Source organism: Pseudoduganella violacea (assembly GCF_014191875.1).
Classification (GTDB): Bacteria; Pseudomonadota; Gammaproteobacteria; order Burkholderiales; family Burkholderiaceae_D; genus Rugamonas; species Rugamonas violacea_A.
The window spans coordinates 306,396-326,655 of record NZ_JACHXD010000001.1; the positions used below are offsets into that span (position 1 = coordinate 306,396).

Sequence of the window (20,260 nt, forward strand, 5' to 3'; positions counted from 1 at the left end):
TCCCTTATTTCTCTTTGCCGAACAGGCCGGCGGGACGCAGCAGCAGCACGATCACCATCACCACGAAGACCACGGTGGACGAACCTTCGGGATAAAAGACCTTGGTCAAACCTTCGATCACACCCAGTCCGAGGCCGGTCAGGATCGATCCCATGATGGAGCCCATGCCGCCGATCACCACCACGGCGAACACCACGATTATCAGGTTGGAGCCCATCAGCGGCGTCACCTGGATGATGGGCGCCGCCAGCACGCCGGCGAAGCCCGCCAGCGCCACGCCGAAGCCATAGGTCAGCGTCACCATCAGCGGCACATTGATGCCGAAAGCCTCCACCATCTTGGGATTCTCGGTGCCGGCGCGCAGATAAGAACCGAGCTTGGTTTTCTCGATCACATACCAGGTGCTGATGCAGACGACGAGGGACGCCACCACCACCCAGGCGCGGTAATTCGGCATCACCATAAAGCCCAAGTCCGTCGCGCCCTGCAGCTGGGACGGCGTTTCGAACGGCTGACCGGAAACGCCGTAGAAGGAACGGAATAGGCCTTCGATCAGCAGCGTGATGCCGAAGGTCAGCAGCAGCCCATACAGATGATCGAGCTTGTACAGCCAGCGCAGCATGGTCTTCTCGATGACCACACCGAGCACACCGACGATCAGCGGCGCGGCCACCAGCATCACCCAGTAGCTCAGGCCGAAATAGCTCATGCCCATCCACGCCAGGAAAGCACCCATCATATACAGGGCGCCATGGGAAAAATTAATCACGTTCAGCAGGCCGAAGATGACCGCCAAGCCAAGGGATAACATCGCATAGAAGGAGCCGTTGACGAGACCCAGCAACAACTGGCTCATCAAGGCTGGCAGGGGGACACCGAAAATATCCATGGCTGCACACAGGAGAGGGAGTGAAAAAAACGGCGCAGCAAAACCGGGACGAGGGCGCTGCGCCGGGGCTAAACGACAGGCGCCGCGCACTATCGCGGCGCCCTCTTCCGACTACATCATTTCCAGAGCGGGCACTTGGTTTCGGCCTTGGTCAGATAGGCCTGGTCGCCCGGCACGGTGGCCACGACCTTGTAGTAATCCCAGGGATATTTCGATTCCGCGGGCTTCTTCACTTCCATCAGGTACATATCGTGCACCATGCGGCCGTCGGGACGGATCACGCCGTTCTTGGTGAACATATCGTTGATCGGCGTTTTCTTCAGATGGGCCATGACCTTCTCCGAATCGTCGCTGCCGACCGCCTTCACCGCTTTCAGATAGTTGGCCGCCGCCGAGTAATCGGCCGCCTGCAGCATGGACGGCTCTTTCTTCATCTTGGCGAAATAGCGTTTGGACCAGGCGCGCGTGTCGTCGTTCATATCCCAGTACCAGCCGTCGGTCAGGTACATGCCCTGAGTGGTGTTCAGGCCCAGCGAGTGAATGTCGTTGATGAAGATCAGCAGGCCCGCCATCTTCATCTTCTTGCTGATGCCGAATTCATTGGCGGCCTTGATCGAGTTAATGGCGTCGCCGCCGGCATTCGCCAGGCCCAGGATCTGCGCATTCGAGGATTGCGCCTGCAGCAGGAAGGAAGAGAAGTCCGATGCCGACAGCGGATGCTTGACGCCGCCCAGCACCTTGCCGCCCGCCGTTTTCACCACGTCCGCCGTATCTTTTTCCAGCGAGTGGCCGAAGGCATAGTCGGCGGTCAGGAAGTACCAGTTCTTGCCGCCCTGCTTGACGATGGCGCCGCCGGTGCCGCGCGCCAAGGCCACGGTGTCGTAAGCGTAGTGCACGGTGAAGGGCGTGCATTCCTCATTGGTCAGGCGCGAGGAACCGGCGCCGATGGAGATGAACACGCGCTTCTTTTCGGACGCGATCTTGGCCATGGCCAGGTTGGCACCGGAATTGGTGCCTCCGATCAGCATGTCCACGCCCTGCTGGTCGAACCATTCGCGCGCCTTGGAGGCGGCGATATCGGCCTTGTTCTGGTGGTCGGCCGAAATGAATTCGACTTTCTTGCCGGCGATGACCACGCCCGCATCGGCAATCGCCATCTTGATCGCTTCCGCCCCGCCTAAGCCGTCGATGTCGGAATAGAGGCCTGACATATCGGTGATGAAACCGATCTTGATGGTGTCACCCGACACCTGCGCCTGGGCGGCGCCGGAAATGCCAAATGCACAGGCGGCAGCGGCCACAGTGGCGAGAGCTTTGCGTTTCATTTTGTCTCCGTTTTAGGATTGTAGTAATCGATTTTGTACAGCTATGTACTACTTACACATACTTAGACTTGGTATTACACGCCCAACAACTCAGTCAACACCGGCATCTTGGCGTCCAACTGGGATGCAGCAAAAGTCTCGACAATCTGACCGTGCTCCATCACATAGAACCGGTCCGCCAGCGGCGCGGCGAAACGGAAATTCTGCTCCACCATGACGATGGTGTAGCCCTTGGCTTTGAGGGTGGTGATCATGCGCGCCAGCCCCTGCACGATGACGGGCGCCAGGCCTTCGGAGATCTCGTCCAGCAGCAGCAGCTTGGCGCCGGTGCGCAGGATGCGCGCCACGGCCAGCATCTGCTGCTCGCCGCCGGAAAGCCGCGTGCCCTGGCTGTTGCGGCGCTCTTTCAGATTCGGGAACATGGAGTAGATCTCATCCACCTCCATGCCCTTGCCGTTGGTCTTCAGCGTGGGCGGCAGCATCAGGTTTTCTTCGGTGGAGAGCGAAGAAAAAATCGCGCGCTCTTCCGGGCAGTAGCCGACGCCGAGGTGGGCCACCTTATGCGTCGGCATGCCGACCGCTTCCGTGCCATTGATCTTGATCGAGCCTTTGCGCGCGCCGGTCAGGCCCATGATGGCGCGCAGCGTGGTGGTGCGGCCGGCGCCGTTGCGGCCCAGCAGGGTCACGACTTCACCCGGTTTTACCGTGATGTTCACGTCATGCAGGATGTGGGATTCGCCATACCAGGCTTGCAGATTGCTGATTTCGAGTGCGCTCGTCATCTCAATGGGCTCCCGCCAGCTCGGTGGCTTCGGTGCCCATATACGCTTCCATCACCTGGGCGTTCTTCGATACTTCGGCGTAGCTGCCTTCGGCCAGCATGGCGCCGCGCTGCAGCACCGAGATCTTGTTGCAGATACCGGACACCACATTCATATTGTGTTCGACCATGAGGATGGTGCGTCCCGCCGAAACCTTCTTGATCAGCTCCGTCACGCGGTGCACGTCTTCGTGGCCCATGCCCTGGGTCGGTTCGTCGAGCAGCATCAGCTCCGGTTCCATCGCCAGGGTGGTGGCGATTTCCAGCGCGCGCTTACGGCCGTAGGGCATATCGACGGTGATGGTGTCGGCGAAGCTGCCCAGGTCCACCTCTTCCAGCAGTTCCATGGCGCGGCCATTCAGCTGGTCCAGACTGCGCTCGCTCTGCCAGAAATGAAAGGTCGTACCGAGCTTGCGCTGCAAGCCGATGCGGACATTTTGCAACACTGTGAGGTGGGGGAAGACGGCGGAAATCTGAAAAGAGCGGATCACGCCCATGCGCGCGATCTGCGCCGGCCTGGCGGCGGTGATGTCTTTTCCATTGAATAGAATCTGTCCCGAGGTGGGAACCAGGAACTTGGTCAGCAGGTTGAAGCAGGTGGTTTTGCCGGCCCCGTTAGGGCCGATCAGTGCGTGGATATGGCCGCGCTGCACCTTCAGGTTCACTCCGTTTACAGCAGTGAATCCCCTGAACTCCTTGGTCAAATCTCTTGTTTCCAAGATAAAGTTTGACATTGTGTCTCCTGGTTATTCTTTGCATAAAGCTAAAGTTTTTTAGATCATACACAGAATAAATTTTCGTCACAATACGGTATAACTACCATGATCTTCAGCAGTTTACGCCTGGCTTCCTCTTGTGCTGCTTGAGATTCCGTAAAGCGCCTGTCGCTTCATTCCCACATCGAATGAATCAGTTGCGCGGCTTTTTCCGCGATCATGATCACCGGCGAATTCGTATTGCCGGAGGTGATGGTGGGCATGATGGAAGCGTCGACCACGCGCAAGCCGGCCACGCCGCGCACGCGCAACTGGCTGTCCACCACGGCCGATGCATCACCGTCCCGCCCCATCTTGCAGGTGCCGACCGGATGGAAGATCGTGGTGCCGATCGCGCCCGCCGCCTGCGCCAATTCCTCGTCGCTGCGGTAATGGATGCCCGGCTTGTATTCTTCCGGCGCATAGCGCGCCAGCGCCGGCGCCGCCACGATGCGGCGCGTCAGATTCAGCGCCGCGGCGGCCACGCGCCGATCCTCTTCCGTACTCAAATACATGGGCAGGATTTTCGGCGGCGCATACGAATCGGCCGAAGCGATGCGCACATGACCGCGCGAGGTGGGACGCAGATTGCACACGCTGGCCGTAAAGGCTGGGAAAGCGTGCAGCGGATCGCCGAATTTTTCCAGCGACAGCGGCTGCACATGGTATTGCAGATTCGGCGTCGCTTCCGCCGCATGCGATTTGGCGAAAGCGCCCAGCTGCGAAGGCGCCATCGACATCGGCCCGCTCTGCAGCAAGGCATATTCGAGGCCGATGCGCAGCTTGCCCAGCCAGTTGCTGGTCATGACGTTCAGCGTCTTCGCGCCCTGCACCTTGAACACCATGCGCAGCTGCAGATGGTCCTGCAGATTGCCGCCCACGCCGGCCAGATCGGCCAGCGGCTGCACGCCAGCTTCCTGCAGCACGGCGGCCGGGCCGATGCCCGACAACTGAAGTATCTGCGGCGAACCGATGGAACCGGCCGCCAGCAGGGTTTCGCGGCGCGCATCGGCGCGGTAGAGCGTGCCGCCGCCGCTGAACACCACGCCCTTGCACACCAGCCCCTGCTCGCCTTTTTCAATCAGCAGCTTTTCCACGTGACAGCCAGTCATGATGGTCAGGTTCGGCCTGTGCGCCGCCGGCTTGAGAAACGCCTTGGCCGTATTCCAGCGTATGCCGCGCCGCTGGTTCACCTCGAAGTAGGAACAGCCCTCGTTGTCGCCGCGGTTGAAGTCCTCCACTTTCGGAATGCCGCTTTGCGCCGCCGCCTCGCGGAAAGCATCGAGGATCTGCCACGACAGGCGCTGCTTCTCGACCCGCCACTCGCCGCCCGCGCCGTGAAAATCGGAAGCGCCGGCATGATGATCTTCGCTGCGCATGAACAGCGGCAAAACCGCCTTCCAGCGCCAGCTGTCGTCGCCGCACAAATCGGCCCACTGCTCATAATCGCGCGCTTGGCCGCGCATATAAATCATGCCGTTGATCGAGGAGCTGCCGCCCAGCACCTTGCCGCGCGGGTACAGCAGGCTGCGTCCGCCCAGGCCTTCATCGGGTTCGGTGCGGAACAGCCAATCGGTGCGCGGATTATCGATGCAATGCAAATAGCCGACCGGGATGTGGATCCACACATAATCATCCTTCCCTCCTGCCTCGATCAGCAGCACTTCCGCCTTCGCATTGCGCGTCAGACGGTTGGCGAGCACGCAGCCGGCCGTGCCGGCGCCGATGATGATGTAGTCGAACTGTCCAGCTGATTCCAAAGACCGCTCCTTCATGTGAGTGTTATGCGGCCTGCATTTCCGCCACCAGGGTTTCGACCAGCTTTGCCGCCGGCATGGCGCGCGCTTTGGCCACCCCCGTGCCGCACCACAGCGACATCCATTCCGCATCGCCGCGCCTGGCCGCCTCGGCGCGAATGCTGCCGGTCAGCGCATTCTGTACGGGATAAGCCGGCACTTGCGTTTCCACCGCGGCCATCTCGCGCATGAAACGGTTTTCCAGGCCGCGCGCATAGCGGCCGGAGAAAGCGCGCGTGAGCCGGGTCGGCGTCTCGCCCGGATTCAATAGGCGCGCCTTGTAAGCCGGATGGATCGCCGATTCATCGGCCACCAGGAAGGCGGTCCCCATCTGCACCGCCTTGGCGCCCAGCGCCAGCCGCCGTTTGATGTCGGCGCCGTTCATGATATTGCCGGCCGAGATGACGGGAATGCCCACCGCCGCCACCGTCGCCAGCAGCAAATCCTCGGCGCCGAGCGTGGCTTCCGTCTGCGGCACGAGGAAGGTGCCGCGATGGCCGCCCGCCTCCACTCCCGATGCAATCACCGCGTCGGCGCCGATCTCTTGCCAGGCCAGCGCTTCTTCCGCCGTGGTGATGGTGCCGACCACGGCAATGCCAGCCTCGTGCAGACGCTGTACTTGCGCGCGCTGCAAGATGCCGAAAGTAAAGCTGACAACGGCCGGTTTCAGCTCCAGCAAGGTTTCAAACTGGGCAGCAAAATCTTCGCACCATTTCGCCGGCAGCGGCAATTCCTGCCAACCCAGCGCCGTCCACACGGGCTTGAGCAGCCCGGCAGCCCGTTCCAGCTCGGCTTTATCGGGCGCCGGCGTGCCTTGAACGAAAAAATTCAGCGCAAAAGGCTTGCTCGTCAGACGGCGGATCTCAGCCACCTGGGCGCGCAGCGCATCCGGCGTCAGCAGGGAAGCGGCCAAGGAACCGAGTCCGCCGGCATTCGACACGGCCGCAATCTGGGCTGGCGTATTCGAACCGCCGGCAGTCGGCCCCTGGATGATGGGATGGGGAAAAAGGGACAGCAGTTCCATCGGCATTACTCCTGAGCATGCAGAAAGATTGTCAGGATACGCCTAAAAACCTCCTCTTGGAGCTGTTGATAAGTGATTGGATATCCACAGGTATCGTTTGTGAGTAAACAAAACTTTTTTCGGAGCCGTCATTTTTGTCCAAAAACAGTTCCTGGCCCATACAAGGTTTACGCGCCGCCTTATACAAGAGCCAAATCCCTGATTTTTCGCTGGTTTACCTGGTTATCCACAAAAACCGGCACTTGTTAACAACCATTACTATCTTGTATACACACTATTCATATGTAAACGAAGCCAGCTTTTTCCTTCACGCAGTCAAAAATCCAACACCCGCTACGCTGCGCGTCCAGCATCCCCTATACTGACTCGACCCAAAAACCCAAACTGCACAGCTGAGGATAGCCTTGTCCAAACAGCGCTCAGGCAAGCCAACCGTCCAATCGAACGCTTACCTGCGCTTTCGACAGCGCCTGATCGCCGGTCTGCTGACTATGGCGGTACTCGCTACAGCGATCGTTGTCTGGGAAATCCACACTGCAGCGCAAGAACGCGAGCAAGCCATCGCGCGCCAGACTCAGCACTACACGCGAGCGATCGAAGCCCAGGTTCTATCGACCATCGAATTTGTCGACCTCTCCCTCACAGGTTTCAGCAATGCACTCAAGCTGCTGCCTGCCGACCACAACAACGTGAACAACCGTATCGCCGCCCTGCTCTCTTCCCGCGGCAGTTCCTTTCAAGGCGTCTACTGGCTGGCTTTCATCGATGCGCAAGGCCAAGGCGTTGCCGCCTCCAACGATTTGCCAATTGCTGGCACGGATTTTTCGCAACGCGACTATTTCCAAGCCCATTTACAAAACAAGGTGGGCAACAAGCTGTTCATCGGCGAACCCATACTTAGCCATATCACCAAAAGCCGGCTCTTCGTCATCAGCCGTCGCGTGGAAAATGCTGAAGGCAAGTTTCTTGGCGTGATCGCCGCCCCCCTGGATGCGCGCCGTTTTGCCGAAGTGTTCGAAAAATCGCGGCTAGGCAAGGATGTTTCGATTTCCCTGGTGCATATGGGTGGCCATCTGATCGCACGCGCACCGCAATTCGAACGCACTTTCCGCTGGGATCTGCGCAACAACGAATTGTTCAAACGCGTTCCTCAAAGTAAAAACGGAACCTTCACCACCATCAGTCCCATCGATCACGTTTCCCGCGTGTTCAGCTATGCGGTGTTGCAAGACTTTCCGCTGATCGTGGTGTCGGGCAGTTCCGATACCGCCATCGGCCTGGCCATGGACCGGCATATCTTCGCCGGCGTACTCGGCTTGACCCTGTTGCTGGGCATCATGCTCGCTGGCGGCCACTTCGCCTTGCGCTCCTACGCCAAAGTCGAAGAAAGAGAAAGCCGCTACCGCCAGCTCTACGTGCGCAGCCGGGACACCGAAGCCAAACTGACGGCCAGCGAACAACGCCTGCGCTTGATTGCCGACAACTTGCCGATCATGATCGCCTACGTTACCCGTGATGGCCGCTATAGCTTCACCAACCGCCGCTTCGAGGAAAGATTCGGCCAGATAGGACAAAGCCTGATCGGCAAATCCGCCGCCCAGACGGTCGGCCAAGAGCTGTACCAGATTGTCCTGCCGCATCTCGACAAGGCGTTCGGCGGCCAGAACACCCGATACGAACGCAAAGTGCTCACTTCCCATGGCGAACGCTGGGATAGCGTCTGCTATGTGCCCGATTTCGACGATAAAGGCCAGGTTGTCGGCCTGTTTTCCATGGTCGAAGACATCACCAACCGCAAAAAGCACGAAGAATCGATGAAACTGGCCGCCCTGATGTACCAAAACAGCTCGGAAGGCATGTTGGTGACGGATGAAGAAGGCACGATCCTCTCCGTCAACCCCGCGTTCTCGCGCATCAGCGGCTATGAAGAACGGGAAGTAGTTGGCCGTCCCGCGTATCAGCTGACTGCCGGGCTGCAGGATCGGGAGTTTTTCAGCCGCATGCGCCAGTCCATCCTGCATACGGGTCGCTGGGAAGGCGAGATCTGGCACCAGCACAAAAACGGCGAACACTACTTGGTCGCCCTGCGCTTCGACAGCGTTTGTGATGAAAACGCTGCGGCCTACCGCCGTGTCGCCCTGTTCTCCGACGTCACCAAGCGCAAAGCCTCGGAAGAGCTGATTTGGAAGCAAGCCAATTTCGACGCCCTGACCGGCCTGCCCAACCGCCGCATGTTCAACGAGCGCCTGAACCAGGAATTGAAGAAATCGCAGCGCCACCGCCTATCCATGGCCCTGCTCTTCATCGACCTGGACGGCTTCAAGGGCGTCAACGACACCCTGGGCCACGCCATGGGTGACGTGCTGCTGCAAAAAGTGGCGCAAAGGCTGGGCCAATGCGTGCGCAGCAGCGATACCGTGGCCCGGCTCGGCGGCGACGAGTTCACCATCATCCTCAGCGAGGTGCACCAAGCCTCCGCTGTCCTGCGCGTGGTGCGCGATGTGCTGGCCGGCACGGCCGATAGCTTCGATCTGGGCAAGGATCAAGTCCAGATTTCGGCCAGCATCGGCATCACCAGTTATCCGGACGATGGCGAAGACGCCGAAACCCTGCTGAAAAACGCCGATCAAGCCATGTACGCGGCCAAACAGCAGGGCCGCAACGGTTACCACTACTTCGCCCCAGCCATGCAGGAAGGCGCCACGCTCAAGCACGAGCTGCGGCAAGCCTTGGAAAACAATGAGTTACGTCTGGTCTATCAACCCGTGATTGCGCTGGCCAGCGGCCGCATGCAAAAGGTGGAAGCCCTGCTGCGTTGGCAGCACCCATCGCGCGGCCTGCTGACGCCGGCTGAATTCCTCGCCGCGGCCGAGCATTCCGGCGCCATCGTCGGTATCGGCGACTGGATCTTCCGCCAAGCCGTGCTGCTGGCCCAACGTCTGCAAGCCGAATATGGCCCGAATTTCCAGGTGTGCGTGAACAAGTCGGCCCTGCAATTCCGCAGCGAAGACTGCAATGTGGAAAGCTGGCTGGCATTTCTGCGGCAAAGACAGGTTGACGCGCGCAGCATTGTCATCGAAGTCACGGAAAAGCTGCTGATGGATGCGAATAGCCAGACCACCGGCAAGCTCAAACGGCTGCAGGAAGCCGGCATGCAGCTGGCGCTGGATGACTTTGGCACCGGTTACTGCTCGGTCAGCTTCCTGCGGCGCTTCCAGATCGACTACCTGAAGATCGATCCGGCTTTCATCGCCAATCTGGACGATGGCATCCATGGCCAGGAGCTGTGCCGGGCGATTATTGCCATGGCGCACACGCTCGGCATCCAGGTGATCGCGGAAGGCATCGAACATCCGGGCCAGTTGGCGATATTGAAGGCTGCCGGTAGTGATTTTGGCCAGGGCAATCTGCTGTCCGAGCCGGTTTCGGAGGACAAACTGGAGAAAATCAGCCTTGTCTGTTGATAAGTGCCTGAATATCCACAGGATCGAATGTGCGTAAACGCCTCAGTTAGCCCCAGCTGAAAAATTTGTCCCAAACTCGTCCTTTGCAGACGCAAGGTTTTTCCAGCCAGTTTACAAGACCGTAAACTTCTGATTTTGTGGATGTTAACAGACTTATCCACAGTAGACCTCGCGTTTACTATCTACTACCATCTTTATATATCTACTTTTATCTATATTAAAAGGAAAAGTCGCGATTCACGCGAGCAAAGTCCAAATCCTGGAAAAACTATGAACTCAGCACAAAAAATGCGTCTTGGAATCATCTCAGCCTTAGCTGAAGAACAACACGGCCTCATAGAAGCCATGAAAAGCCCCTACAAGCTCATCCACGGCATGCGTGAGTACACAGCCGGAAAACTCTGGGAAATCGATTCTGTGTGTGTTTTATCGCGAATTGGCAAGGTTGCTGCTGCGATGACCGCTGCAATCCTTGTGGAGAAGTTTCAAGTTACCCACATCGTCTTTACTGGCGTAGCTGGTAGTGCCGATTCTGGGGTACGTGTAGGTGATGTCGTGGTGGCCGAATCGCTGATTCAGCACGATATGGATGCCAGTCCCCTGTTTCCCCGTTTTGAAGTCCCGCTGACAGGGATTTCGCACCTGATGTCCGATCGCGAACTTAGCCGGCGACTGCATGCCGCCACGCGCCAATACCTGGAAACCGAAAAACTGCCGAGCAACATCCACCGCGGCCTGATCGGCAGTGGCGATCAATTCATGGAAAACCCGGCCAAGCTCGCCGAGCTAAAAAGACGACTGCCTGACCTGCTCGCAGTCGAAATGGAAGGAGCAGCCGTCGCCCAAGTCTGTTTCGAGCTAGGCGTCCCCTTCGCGGTGATACGCACGATTTCAGACGACGCCAACGAATATGCCGCCACCGACTTCATGCACTTCGTCAAAACCGTCGCCTCCCGCTACGCCTACGGCATCCTCAAAAACTTCTGCCACAGCTAAGCCGTTTGATTTTTCTCAACAAATGTCCAACCCTGGTGTCAGGCACCAGAACCGGACATTCTTTGATTTTGCGCAAAAAAAGTCCACCTCTGGTGCCTGACACCAGGGTGGACATTTGTTGATTCAGCTCAAACGGCTGGTTTAGGCACCGAGCGTCATCAGACTGGCGTTGCCGCCGGCTGCGGTGGTGTTGACGCACAGGGCGCGTTCGGCAACCAGACGCCACAGCGGGATTTCGCTGTCGTCGCTGCTGTCGATGACGGAGACCAGGGCGCCGTCACGGGCTGCCAGCTCAGGACGCAAGCTGGCGCTGAGCGACGATTCGACCAGGGCGATCTGGAAGCCGGCGTTGACGTCGTTCAGCTTGCTGAAGACCTGGATACGGTCTTTGACGGCTGCCGGCAGGTCGGCTGGCAGCAAAGCCGGGCTGCTTTCCAGCACCAGGGCCTGGTTGCCGGTCGCCATGGCGGCGGCAATTTGGTTCAGCAGGGCTGGCTGGGTGCTGGCTGCGCACAATACGGCGCCGCGGGAGGTGAAGCTCAGCGTATTGCGTTCACCCGTCGGACCAGGCAGGACGGTGGTGCTGCCGAGCAGGCTGCTGTGGGCGTATTTGTCGCTGAGCTTGCTCACCGTGTCCAGGCCTTTGGCTTTGGACCAGGCTGCCAAGGCGTCGAAAGCGGCGGTGGTGCGGCGTTCCGGCGTCGATGCGAGCACGGCGTTGCGTTGCAGACGTTTCAGATACAGCGGACCGCCGGCTTTCGGCCCCGTGCCCGATTTGCCTTCGCCACCGAACGGTTGCACGCCCACCACGGCGCCCACGATATTGCGGTTGACGTAGATATTGCCCACGTGCGCGCGCGACGTGATGAAATCGATGGTTTCATCGATGCGCGAGTGCACGCCCAGGGTCAGGCCAAAGCCACTGGCATTGATTTCGCCAATAACTTTGGGCAGTTCCGAGCGCTTGTAGCGGATCACGTGCATCACCGGCCCGAAAACTTCCTTGCTCAGCTCGTTCAGCGAGCGGATTTCGAGTACGGTCGGCGGCACGAACGTACCGTTCACATCGCTTGGCAGGCCCAGGGAGAAGCTGTTGACGGCCGTTTTGCGCGTGGTTTCGATGTGGGCCAGCAGGTTTTGCTGTGCTTCGGCATCGATCACCGGGCCGATATCGGTCACCAGGCGGTCGGGGCTGCCGATTTTCAGCTCGGCCATGGCGCCTTTGAGCGTGCGAATGGTCTTGTCGGCGATATCTTCCTGCAGGAACAGCACGCGCAGCGCCGAGCAGCGCTGGCCGGCGCTGTCGAAAGCCGAGGAAATCGCATCCTGCACCACCTGCTCCGGCAGCGAGGAGGAGTCGACGATCATGGCGTTCTGGCCGCCGGTTTCGGCGATCAGCGGGATATCGGCATGCTCGGCCGCCGCGCGTTTGGCCAGCGAACGGTTGATCAGCTGGGCCACTTCGGTCGAGCCGGTGAAGATCACACCCTTGACGCGGGCATCGTTGCACAGGCCGGCGCCGACGACTTCGCCGCGGCCCGGCAGGAATTGCAGGGCGGCACGCGGAATGCCGGCTTCATGCAGCAGTTCCACGGCGCGGAAAGCGATCAGCGGGGTCTGCTCGGCCGGTTTGGCCAGCACCACATTGCCGGCGGCCAGTGCGGCCGCGACCTGGCCGGTGAAAATGGCCAGCGGGAAATTCCAGGGGCTGATGCAGGTGACCGGGCCCAGGGCCAGGGTATTCGGCGCGCTGCCCACCTCGGCGGCGTAATAGCGCAGGAAGTCGACCGCTTCGCGGATCTCGGCGATCGCATTCGGCAGCGATTTGCCGGCTTCGCGAATCGCCAGCGTCATCAATTCCAGCATATGGGTTTCGAACAGCTCGGCGGCGCGCACCAGGGCGGCGGCGCGCTGCGACGGTTCCACCGTCTGCCAGTCCATGGCGAAATGGCTGGCGCTGGCCAGCGCGTTTTCCACGTCGGCGGCATTGGCTTCCGTCACCTGGCCCACCACATCGCTCTTCTGCGCCGGGTTGACGACCGGCTGGGCGGGCTGGCCCTCGCTGGCGGCCACGGCCAGCAGCGGCACGGCGCTCCAGCTGCGCTGTTCGGCCAGCACGGCCGAGATATGGCGCAGCACGTCTTCGTTCGCCAAGTCCAGGCCGGCCGAGTTCAGACGCTCGGCGCCGAACAGATGCAGCGGCTGTGGAATGGCCGGGTGCGGCAGGCCGCCTTGTTCGCGCGCAATGTCCAGCGGGTTTTTCACCAGCGATTCGACCGGAATGCTCTCATCCACGATCTGGTTCACGAAGGACGAGTTGGCGCCGTTTTCCAGCAGGCGGCGCACCAGGTAGGCCAGCAGCGTCTCGTGCGAACCGACCGGCGCGTAAATGCGGCAGGCCTTGCCCAGCTTGTCGGCGCCGACCACCTGGTCGTACAGCGTTTCGCCCATGCCGTGCAGGCACTGGAACTCGTAGTCTTCGATGCCGTCGCGCTTGGCCCAGGTGTAGATGGTGGACACGGTGTGCGCATTATGGGTGGCGAACTGCGGATAAATCACGTCGGTCGCGGCCAACAGCTTCTGCGCGCACACCAGGTAGGACACATCGGTGTACACCTTGCGCGTGTAGACCGGGTAGCCGGGCATGCCCTCGACCTGGGCACGCTTGATCTCGGCATCCCAATACGCGCCCTTGACCAGACGCACCATGAATTTGCGACCGCTGCGCTTGGCCAGGTCGATCAGGAAGTCGATAGCGAAGGGGCAACGTTTCTGGTAAGCCTGCACCACGAAGCCGATGCCGTCGAAACCGGCCAGGGCCGGGTCGAACGCCATCGCCTCCATCAGGTCCAGCGACAGTTCCAGGCGGTCGGCCTCCTCCGCGTCGATATTCAGGCCGATGTCATAGCCTTTGGCCAGCAGCACCAGTTGGCGCAGGCGCGGCAGCAGCTCATTCATCACGCGCTCGCGCTGGGCGCGGCTGTAGCGCGGGTGCAGGGCCGACAGCTTGACCGAAATGCCCGGGCCTTCCTTGATGCCGCGGCCGTTCGACGCGCGGCCGATGGCGTGGATCGCGGTTTCATAGGCGGCGTAGTAGTTGGCCGCATCCGCCTCGGTCAGCGCCGCTTCGCCCAGCATGTCGTAGGAATACCGGTAGCCGCTCGATTCGTTCTCGCGGCCGTTCTTGATCGCTTCATCGATGGTCTGGCCGGTCACGAACTGGTTGCCCAGCATGCGCATCGCCAGGTCCACGCCCTTGCGGATCAGCGGTTCGCCGCCCTTGGCGATCAGGCGGGTCAGGGCCGACCCCAGGCCCTGCTCGCTGCTCGAGCTGACCAGCTTGCCCGTCACCAGCAGACCCCAGGTCGCCGCATTGACGAACAGCGAAGGCGACTCGCCCAGGTGCTTGCGCCAGTCGCCCTTGCTGATTTTGTCGGCAATCAGGCGGTCGGCGGTGGCGCTGTCTGGAATACGCAACAGTGCTTCGGCCAGGCACATCAGCGCCACGCCCTCTTCCGACGACAGCGAAAACTCATGCATCAGCGCATCCACGCCCGACGAGCGGGTACGTTTTTCACGTACCGAATTCACCAGACGCTGGGCCAGCGTCTGCGCCTGTTGCGTGGTTTCCGCGCCGCCCTCGCGGATTTGCGACAGCAGCCATTGCACGGCGCCCTGCTCATCGCGGCGATATGCAGCGGTAACGGCGGCGCGCAGCGGGCTGGGATCGCGCAGGATTTCGGCTTGCAAAGTAGCAAACGGGACGAGGGAAGGAGGGGCTGCTGGGTGCATGAAGGGGCTCTTTTATCGAAGAAATAATGAGGTTGAGCACATAAGAAAACACGCCCGACAAACCCTGTTTGCGGAGCGTGTTCTACGGTGCTGCTGATGATTTGATTGTATGCGGGATTCTTCTGGATTAATTCTGGTATTGCTTAGGACTAGCAATACATAGTTTTTAGTGAGAGAATTTGACCAAATAAAATTAATTAGGGGATGAATCCATGCTGGACAAGATCAGTAAGAAGATTCTGATGGAGCTGCAAAGCGACGGCCGCATCAGCAATGTAGAACTGGCGGCACGCGTCAATCTCTCGCCGGCCGCCTGTCTGGAGCGCGTGCGCAAGCTGCATGAATCCGGCTACATCATGGGCTACACCGCCCAGCTTAATCCACAATTGCTGGACGTGTCGCTGCTCGTCTTCATCGAAGTCGTGCTCGACCGCACCACGCCCGAAGTTTTCGACGCCTTCAAGCAAAGTGTGCAAGTCATCCCCGAAGTGCTCGAATGCCATATGGTGGCCGGCGGCTTCGACTACCTGGTGAAAGCACGCGTCAAGGACATGGCCGCCTACCGTGAATTCCTCGGCAAGACCCTGCTGCAGAAAGGCGTACGCGAAACCCACACCTACGCCGTGATGGAAGAAGTCAAAAACACCAGCAAGCTCCCCATCAAATAAGCCCGTTTGCGCCAAATCAAACAATGTCCCACCCTGGTGTCAGGCACCACGGTCGGACATTCTTTGAGAAAAATCAAGCAATGTCCTGCTCTGGTGCCTGACACCAGGGTGGGACATTTGCTGATTTAGATCAAAGGTTTAGTAGGTGTCGTTCTTGGGCGCGGTGCCGGGCGCGGTGCGCTGGGTGACGCTGTTCATGCTTTCGAGGTGGCTGCGCAGCCATTTGTGCACGGGACTGCGGGCGTCGCGTTCGTGCCAGAGCATGTCGAGGTGGACGGCGGGGAGCTGGAACGGCAGCTCTTTCGAGATCAGGGCGTCGGTCATGCCGGTGGAGGCGATCAGGTGCTTGGGCAGCACCGTCACCAGGTCGGAGTTGGCGACGACGCGGCCGGCGGTGAAGAATTGGTTCACCGTCAGCAGGATGCGCCGTTCGCGGCCGATCTGGGCCAGGGCTTCGTCCACCAGGCCGTGGGCGCGGCCGGAGAAGCTCACCAGCAGGTGGTTGACGGCGCAGTAGTTGTCCAGCGTGAGCTCGCTTTTGGCCAGCGGATGGTCGCGCCGCATCACGCAGACATAGGTTCCCGAATACAGGCGCTCGTGGCGGATCGGCGAACTCGGTTCGCTCATCAGCTGGGCCGCCACGCCGGGGAAGAAGCCGACCGCCAGGTCGATGTCGCCGCGCAGCAGCATGGGACGCGGCTCGCGCGTCGTCAGCGGCACCATCCGCACATTCACGCCGGGCGCTTCGCGCTCGATCGAACGCATCAGCGAAGGCAGCCAGAAGGCGGCCGTGGCGTCGGCCATGGCCATGCGGAAGGTGGCGTGGGCGCGCGACACGTCAAACGTGCCGGGCGCCACCGCCGCTTCCAGCGAGGCCAGGGCGCTGCGCACGGCCGGCCACAGCGCTTCGGCGCGCGGGGTCGGCTTGACGCCGTAGGCGGTGCGGATCAGCAAGTCGTCGCCCAGGCTTTCGCGCAGGCGCTTGATGGCGTTCGAGACCGCCGGCTGGGTCATGGCCAGGTGGCCGGCCGCGCGCGTCAGGTTCTGCTCGGTCATCACGGCGTCGAAGACGCGCAACAGGTTCAGGTCCAGCGTCAGAAAGCTCATGGTGTTTGGCGGTCAGGTTGGGGGCGGCTCGAATGATTATTCACAATAATTATAATTATTATTGGGAAACAAAATTAGATTTATATGTTGCGCTGCACTATAGTTACGCTAGATTCTAAATGCAACTGAAACATCATGTCTACCTTCATTTCCGCGTCGCAACTTTTCCTGCAAGACCTCTCCTTCATGGACGCCGTCCTGGTGCTGCTGGGCGTGGCCCTGGTATTCGGCACCGTGATGCTGTTCCAGCCGCTGCTGCGCGGTGTGGCACGCGCGGCAATGATGGTCGTGAAGCCAAAAATGAGTAAAGAGGAGCAGCTGAACCGCCGCAAGATGCATGACGCGATGCTCTTGAAAAGCATGCTGAACTCGCCCGATGGCTCGCCCAGCCATGCCGCCGAGCTGTATGCTCTGGCATCGCGTTCGTAAGAAATGAACGTGGCGGCAGCGGGTCCCCCCGTCTGCCGCATTGCAGCATCGAAGCTTACTTCACTTCACCGAGCAGTTTCGGCTTGAGCGAGCTGTCCACGGCCTTGTCACCAATCCAGATGCGGGTAATGGCGTTGTAGAACGCGACATCCGGCACGGTTTCCCCGATTTTCTTCCCATTCAGCTGGCATTGCGTGCCGACGCCGGGAACCCAGTCCACCAGCAGCACATCGCCCTTCTTCAGGCCGGGGATGGCGGCGAACATTTCACCGAAGGTTTTGGTTTGCGGCAGGATCTTGGTGCGTTCGGCTTGGTCGGTATTGGCGTTCAAGCCATCCATGAAGGCTTTGCCGAAGTCTTCCGAGCTCAGGTCGCGCATGCTGACGATCTGGATGCGGCGCGCGCCCGGCACGGCCAGGATGTCGGCCATGGTGGTCTTTTTCTCGCTCAGATACAGGCCCAGGGCATAGACCTTGAAGATGACCTTGGTGCGCAGGCCGGCGCCGTTCAGCTTGAGCTGTTGGCCGGCGACGGTGGCGGTTTCCTCGAATTTCACGCCGGCCACGTCGGTGCTGGCGAAAACCGGGGCGGCAGAGAGCATCAGGGCAGCGGCGGCTGCCTGGATCAGGGTGCGGCGGGTGATGGACATGCGGTCTCCAATTAGTGTGGTTGCCGGTGAAATATACCACCGGCCGCGCCTAATTGTGCACGCCCATGCTATTTTGCGACGTTTAAGCCTTGGCGGCTTGCAGGCGCTCGAACTTCTCGTACAGCTGGTCCTGGGTTTCGCGGCGTTCCGGATTGAAGGGAATGCAGCTCACCGGGCACACTTGCTGGCACTGCGGCTCGCTGAAGTGTCCCACGCATTCGGTGCATTTATCCGGGTCGATTTCGTAAATTTCCGGCCCCATATAAATCGCGTCGTTCGGGCACTCGGGCTCGCACACATCGCAATTAATGCAGTCGTCGGTAATCATTAAGGCCATGGCAGTACTCGCAATACAGGTAAAACGTTAAGGCTAGGCTTGGGACTCGGCCTTCAGCGCGGCAATCTTCTTTTGCAGCCAGCGGTCGACCGAGGGGAAAACGAATTTGGACACGTCGCCGCCCAGCTGGGCGATCTCGCGCACGATGGTGCCGGAGATGAACTGGTACTGGTCGGACGGGGTCAGGAACAGGGTTTCGACGTCCGGCAGCAGGTAGCGGTTCATGCCGGCCATCTGGAATTCATATTCAAAGTCGGACACGGCGCGCAGGCCGCGCACGATCACGCGCGCATCGTGCTGGCGCACGAAATCCTTGAGCAGGCCGGAGAAACTCTCCACTTTGACGTTGGGATAATGCCCCAGCACCTCGTTGGCGATGGTCAGGCGTTCTTCCAGCGAGAAGAAAGGCTTTTTATTCTGGCTATCGGCCACCCCGACCACGAGCGTGTCGAACAGGCCGGAGGCACGGCGTACCAGATCCTCGTGACCACGGGTCAGGGGATCGAACGTTCCCGGATAAACTGCTACAACCATTGCGGCTCCCTGCGATATGCACCAAAACGCGCATTATGCCTGAAATCGCTGCTGCTAATTTTTTAGGCGCAATTTCAATAAATGATAGTACACCATGCCAGCCTTGTCCGCCCGGACCACCTCCCAAGCCGCCATCCACTCGGGCACTTCTTCGCCTTCGAACGTGAGCGGCAGGCCGGATTCGGCATACACCAGGCCATCTTCTTTCAATAGGCCGGCGCACAGCGGCAGGGCCTTGCTCAGAAAGTCTTGCTGGTAAGGCGGATCGAGGAAGACCAGGTCGAAGCGCTGGCCGCGCAGCGCCAGCGACTGGGCGCTGGCCACGGCGTCGCCGCGCTGCACCGTCACATTGGCGGCGTTCAGCTTGGCCTTGATGCTGTCCAGCTGGCGTACCACGGCGCTATTGCTGTCGATCATGAGCACGTTCTGCGCGCCACGGCTGGCCGCTTCGAAACCGAGCGCGCCGCTGCCGGAGAACAGGTCCAGCACCTGGGCCGCGGCCCATTCGCCGTCGCGCAGGTGGTTGATCCAGTTGAACACCGTTTCGCGCACGCGGTCCGGCGTGGGACGCAGGCCCAGCGCTTCGAGCACGGGCAGCGTCGAACGTTTCCATTGCCCGCCGATGATGCGCACCTGCTTGGCGTGCTGGGGACCGTGGACGGGGACTTTGGCGGGCTTCTTCTTTTGCATGGGACAACGGAGAGGATGGTTCAACGGCGGCCACTATACCATGCAGCCGCCCTCGGGCCGCCCCGCCAGCCCTTATTTGGCCTGGGCCGCCAGCGTGTTGAAATCGTCGATCCAGCCCTGTATGCGCTTGTGGGCATGGGCTTTCTGCGCCGGCGTGGCCAGCTGGACCACGGTGTAGACCAGGTCGATGGTGCTATTGGTATACGCGTCCATGAAAGGCTTGCGTTCGGAATTGTCCATGCGCGCGAAGCTTTCGCGGATCAGGCTCTGCACCCAGGCAATGGCTTGTTCGCGGCTGGGCTGCTCGCGCGCGATGCGCTGCGCCAGTTCCAGGATGCTGCGCTGGCGGCGCATGCGCTCGTCGAGCCAGATTTCATTGTCGAGCGGACGGGCGTCGGAGGCGCGGCGGATCGCCGCCTCCTGCTCGGCACTGAAATTGCCGAACCATAGCTCGAACTGGTCCATCGACTTCTTATAGCGGAACTTGTTCTGCTGCTCGCGGTCCCCTTTCATATTCTTTTTGCGGAAATCGGCATTGTTCTTGGCGAATTTCTTTTCCATCTGGGCCAGTTGCTCGGGATGGAGAGTCAGCGCCATATCGGCGATATCGGGCGCCGCCTTGAGCAGCAGGGCCTGGGTGCGGTTGCGCGCATCGTGATAGCTAGCCAGCAGGTCGGCGCGGCTGATCTTGCCTTGCTGCAGCTGGGCCTGGGCCTTCTGCAGCACCTGCACATAGTCTTGCAACTGGGTTTTGCGGTGCCAGCGGAACAGCTCGTCGATATCGTGTTTGGCCTCGCCCTTCTGCTCGCCGTCGAAATCGATATAGCCGTCCAACCACCAGTAAAGCAAGGTATCGCCATTGTTGTACGCCAGACGCAGCGAGCTGCAAGCCGTGACCAGCAAGGCCAGGGCCAGCACGATATACAGGCTGGCGCGACGGGAAAAAGAGTGCTGCGTGTTAAACTTTTGCATATTTTTAACTCTC

Annotated in this window: 17 protein-coding genes; 4 read left to right on the forward strand and 13 right to left on the reverse strand. The window is 60.2% G+C overall.

The window, feature by feature from the left end; all coding sequences use genetic code 11:
- Positions 1–4: 4 nt before the first annotated feature.
- The 6 genes from FHS03_RS01415 to FHS03_RS01440 all read right to left on the reverse strand — a co-directional run bounded on the left by FHS03_RS01415 (position 5) and on the right by FHS03_RS01440 (position 6,609).
- On the reverse strand, positions 5–889 hold the full coding sequence (locus FHS03_RS01415; RefSeq protein WP_183439238.1) for a branched-chain amino acid ABC transporter permease: 885 nt from the start codon (positions 887–889) through the stop codon (positions 5–7).
- Between the two features lie 116 nt (positions 890–1,005).
- Positions 1,006–2,214, reverse strand: coding sequence for an ABC transporter substrate-binding protein (locus FHS03_RS01420; RefSeq protein WP_183439239.1), 1,209 nt, complete (start codon positions 2,212–2,214; stop codon positions 1,006–1,008).
- A 74-nt stretch (positions 2,215–2,288) separates the two neighbouring features.
- The gene (locus FHS03_RS01425; protein ID WP_183439240.1) at positions 2,289–2,996 is read right to left on the reverse strand and encodes an ABC transporter ATP-binding protein; all 708 of its coding nucleotides are present in this window, start codon (positions 2,994–2,996) and stop codon (positions 2,289–2,291) included.
- Between the two features lies 1 nt (position 2,997).
- A complete protein-coding gene (locus FHS03_RS01430; protein ID WP_050410405.1) occupies positions 2,998–3,768 on the reverse strand; it encodes an ABC transporter ATP-binding protein in 771 nt (256 codons plus the stop codon).
- Positions 3,769–3,923: 155 nt separating this feature from the next.
- Complete coding sequence (locus FHS03_RS01435) at positions 3,924–5,549, reverse strand: GMC family oxidoreductase (protein ID WP_183439241.1); 1,626 nt, start codon at positions 5,547–5,549, stop codon at positions 3,924–3,926.
- A 22-nt stretch (positions 5,550–5,571) separates the two neighbouring features.
- Complete coding sequence (locus FHS03_RS01440; RefSeq protein ID WP_183439242.1) at positions 5,572–6,609, reverse strand: NAD(P)H-dependent flavin oxidoreductase; 1,038 nt, start codon at positions 6,607–6,609, stop codon at positions 5,572–5,574.
- Positions 6,610–7,013: 404 nt separating this feature from the next.
- Between FHS03_RS01440 and FHS03_RS01445 the strand changes: the two genes are divergently transcribed.
- Together FHS03_RS01445 and FHS03_RS01450 are read left to right on the forward strand one after the other, a co-directional pair.
- Complete coding sequence (locus FHS03_RS01445) at positions 7,014–10,073, forward strand: bifunctional diguanylate cyclase/phosphodiesterase (protein WP_183439243.1); 3,060 nt, start codon at positions 7,014–7,016, stop codon at positions 10,071–10,073.
- Between the two features lie 270 nt (positions 10,074–10,343).
- Entirely contained in the window at positions 10,344–11,069 is a 726-nt protein-coding gene (locus FHS03_RS01450) for a 5'-methylthioadenosine/adenosylhomocysteine nucleosidase (RefSeq protein WP_229426012.1), read from the forward strand.
- 141 nt (positions 11,070–11,210) lie between these two features.
- Here the strand turns inward: FHS03_RS01450 and putA are convergent, their stop codons facing one another.
- Positions 11,211–14,861: a trifunctional transcriptional regulator/proline dehydrogenase/L-glutamate gamma-semialdehyde dehydrogenase gene (gene putA, locus FHS03_RS01455; protein ID WP_183439244.1), complete on the reverse strand. Its 3,651-nt coding sequence runs from the start codon at positions 14,859–14,861 to the stop codon at positions 11,211–11,213.
- Positions 14,862–15,073: 212 nt separating this feature from the next.
- Here putA and FHS03_RS01460 point away from each other — a divergent pair, with 212 nt between their 5' ends.
- On the forward strand, positions 15,074–15,529 hold the full coding sequence (locus tag FHS03_RS01460) for an Lrp/AsnC ligand binding domain-containing protein (protein WP_050410417.1): 456 nt from the start codon (positions 15,074–15,076) through the stop codon (positions 15,527–15,529).
- 138 nt (positions 15,530–15,667) lie between these two features.
- On the opposite strand, the gene FHS03_RS01465 is transcribed toward FHS03_RS01460, so the two are convergent.
- Positions 15,668–16,636 (reverse strand): LysR family transcriptional regulator, encoded by a 969-nt coding sequence (locus FHS03_RS01465; protein WP_183439245.1) that lies wholly within the window; start codon positions 16,634–16,636, stop codon positions 15,668–15,670.
- A gap of 135 nt (positions 16,637–16,771) precedes the next feature.
- Between FHS03_RS01465 and FHS03_RS01470 the strand changes: the two genes are divergently transcribed.
- Positions 16,772–17,065, forward strand: a complete 294-nt coding sequence (locus FHS03_RS01470) for a hypothetical protein (RefSeq protein ID WP_176345026.1) — start codon at positions 16,772–16,774, stop codon at positions 17,063–17,065.
- A 55-nt stretch (positions 17,066–17,120) separates the two neighbouring features.
- Here FHS03_RS01470 and FHS03_RS01475 read toward each other — a convergent pair whose 3' ends face one another.
- The 5 genes from FHS03_RS01475 to FHS03_RS01495 all read right to left on the reverse strand — a co-directional run bounded on the left by FHS03_RS01475 (position 17,121) and on the right by FHS03_RS01495 (position 20,247).
- Positions 17,121–17,714, reverse strand: a complete 594-nt coding sequence (locus FHS03_RS01475) for a chalcone isomerase family protein (RefSeq protein WP_221208007.1) — start codon at positions 17,712–17,714, stop codon at positions 17,121–17,123.
- Positions 17,715–17,796: 82 nt separating this feature from the next.
- Positions 17,797–18,051: a YfhL family 4Fe-4S dicluster ferredoxin gene (locus FHS03_RS01480; RefSeq protein ID WP_183439246.1), complete on the reverse strand. Its 255-nt coding sequence runs from the start codon at positions 18,049–18,051 to the stop codon at positions 17,797–17,799.
- Positions 18,052–18,084: 33 nt separating this feature from the next.
- Entirely contained in the window at positions 18,085–18,585 is a 501-nt protein-coding gene (coaD, locus tag FHS03_RS01485; RefSeq protein ID WP_050410425.1) for a pantetheine-phosphate adenylyltransferase, read from the reverse strand.
- Positions 18,586–18,639: 54 nt separating this feature from the next.
- Positions 18,640–19,275, reverse strand: a complete 636-nt coding sequence (gene rsmD, locus FHS03_RS01490; RefSeq protein WP_176345023.1) for a 16S rRNA (guanine(966)-N(2))-methyltransferase RsmD — start codon at positions 19,273–19,275, stop codon at positions 18,640–18,642.
- A 72-nt stretch (positions 19,276–19,347) separates the two neighbouring features.
- Complete coding sequence (locus FHS03_RS01495) at positions 19,348–20,247, reverse strand: DUF6279 family lipoprotein (RefSeq protein ID WP_183439247.1); 900 nt, start codon at positions 20,245–20,247, stop codon at positions 19,348–19,350.
- Between the last annotated feature and the right edge of the window lie 13 nt (positions 20,248–20,260).

Coding starts and splice junctions, on each gene's coding strand:
- FHS03_RS01415 (WP_183439238.1), bottom strand. CDS start 889: ATGGATATTTTCGGTGTCCCCCTGCCAGCCTTGATGAGCCAGTTGTTG.
- FHS03_RS01420 (WP_183439239.1), bottom strand. CDS start 2,214: ATGAAACGCAAAGCTCTCGCCACTGTGGCCGCTGCCGCCTGTGCATTT.
- FHS03_RS01425 (WP_183439240.1), bottom strand. CDS start 2,996: ATGACGAGCGCACTCGAAATCAGCAATCTGCAAGCCTGGTATGGCGAA.
- FHS03_RS01430 (WP_050410405.1), bottom strand. CDS start 3,768: ATGTCAAACTTTATCTTGGAAACAAGAGATTTGACCAAGGAGTTCAGG.
- FHS03_RS01440 (WP_183439242.1), bottom strand. CDS start 6,609: ATGGAACTGCTGTCCCTTTTTCCCCATCCCATCATCCAGGGGCCGACT.
- FHS03_RS01450 (WP_229426012.1), top strand. CDS start 10,344: ATGAACTCAGCACAAAAAATGCGTCTTGGAATCATCTCAGCCTTAGCT.
- putA (WP_183439244.1), bottom strand. CDS start 14,861: ATGCACCCAGCAGCCCCTCCTTCCCTCGTCCCGTTTGCTACTTTGCAA.
- FHS03_RS01460 (WP_050410417.1), top strand. CDS start 15,074: ATGCTGGACAAGATCAGTAAGAAGATTCTGATGGAGCTGCAAAGCGAC.
- FHS03_RS01465 (WP_183439245.1), bottom strand. CDS start 16,636: ATGAGCTTTCTGACGCTGGACCTGAACCTGTTGCGCGTCTTCGACGCC.
- FHS03_RS01470 (WP_176345026.1), top strand. CDS start 16,772: ATGTCTACCTTCATTTCCGCGTCGCAACTTTTCCTGCAAGACCTCTCC.
- FHS03_RS01475 (WP_221208007.1), bottom strand. CDS start 17,714: ATGTCCATCACCCGCCGCACCCTGATCCAGGCAGCCGCCGCTGCCCTG.
- FHS03_RS01480 (WP_183439246.1), bottom strand. CDS start 18,051: ATGGCCTTAATGATTACCGACGACTGCATTAATTGCGATGTGTGCGAG.
- coaD (WP_050410425.1), bottom strand. CDS start 18,585: ATGGTTGTAGCAGTTTATCCGGGAACGTTCGATCCCCTGACCCGTGGT.
- rsmD (WP_176345023.1), bottom strand. CDS start 19,275: ATGCAAAAGAAGAAGCCCGCCAAAGTCCCCGTCCACGGTCCCCAGCAC.
- FHS03_RS01495 (WP_183439247.1), bottom strand. CDS start 20,247: ATGCAAAAGTTTAACACGCAGCACTCTTTTTCCCGTCGCGCCAGCCTG.